General features: G+C 45.4%; 1 protein-coding gene and 1 pseudogene. One reads left to right on the forward strand and one right to left on the reverse strand.

The window, feature by feature from the left end:
* Positions 1-116, reverse strand: a pseudogene (gene comN, locus RVS70_RS22035) (post-transcriptional regulator ComN); the annotation flags it as partial.
* A 115-nt stretch (positions 117-231) separates the two neighbouring features.
* Between comN and RVS70_RS22040 the strand changes: the two are divergent.
* Positions 232-509: oligosaccharide flippase family protein (locus RVS70_RS22040; RefSeq protein ID WP_321134849.1), on the forward strand; the 278-nt coding region annotated here is incomplete at its 3' end.

Genomic DNA, 509 nt, shown 5'->3' on the forward strand with positions numbered 1-509 from the left:
GACCACAAACTTTCAAGTTCAACATCATCATACCCGAGAATCTTAAACTCTTCCAGTTTGCTGTAAAGAAACGGCCTGACGTGGTCTTTATATAGATCGGCGGGATGCTTCTCCATGAATTCCACGCTCCTTTTTTATTGTTTTTCATGAAGACTTGTCATGCTTGGACGATATATACGCATATCTTTATTGTATATGATTCCAGGTAGTTGGAGAAGGCAGGGGGTAAAAATGGCGAAACAGACGTTTTTAAAGGGCACTCTTATTCTTATCGCAGCAGGAATGGTTACAAGAATGCTCGGGTTTGTCAACCGGGTGGTTATCGCCCGTGTTATCGGTGAAGAAGGGGTCGGGCTTTACATGATGGCGGCGCCTACCTTTTTCTTGGCCACTACATTAACTCAATTCGGTCTGCCGGTCGCGATCAGCAAGCTTGTCGCTGAAGCCAGTGCGCGCGGAGATCATCAAAAAACGAAAAACATTTTAGTCATGTCTCTGACCATCACGGG

The sequence above is a fragment of the Virgibacillus sp. M23 genome, assembly GCF_034190895.1.
In the GTDB taxonomy this organism is placed as follows: Bacteria; Bacillota; Bacilli; order Bacillales; family Amphibacillaceae; genus Virgibacillus; species Virgibacillus salarius.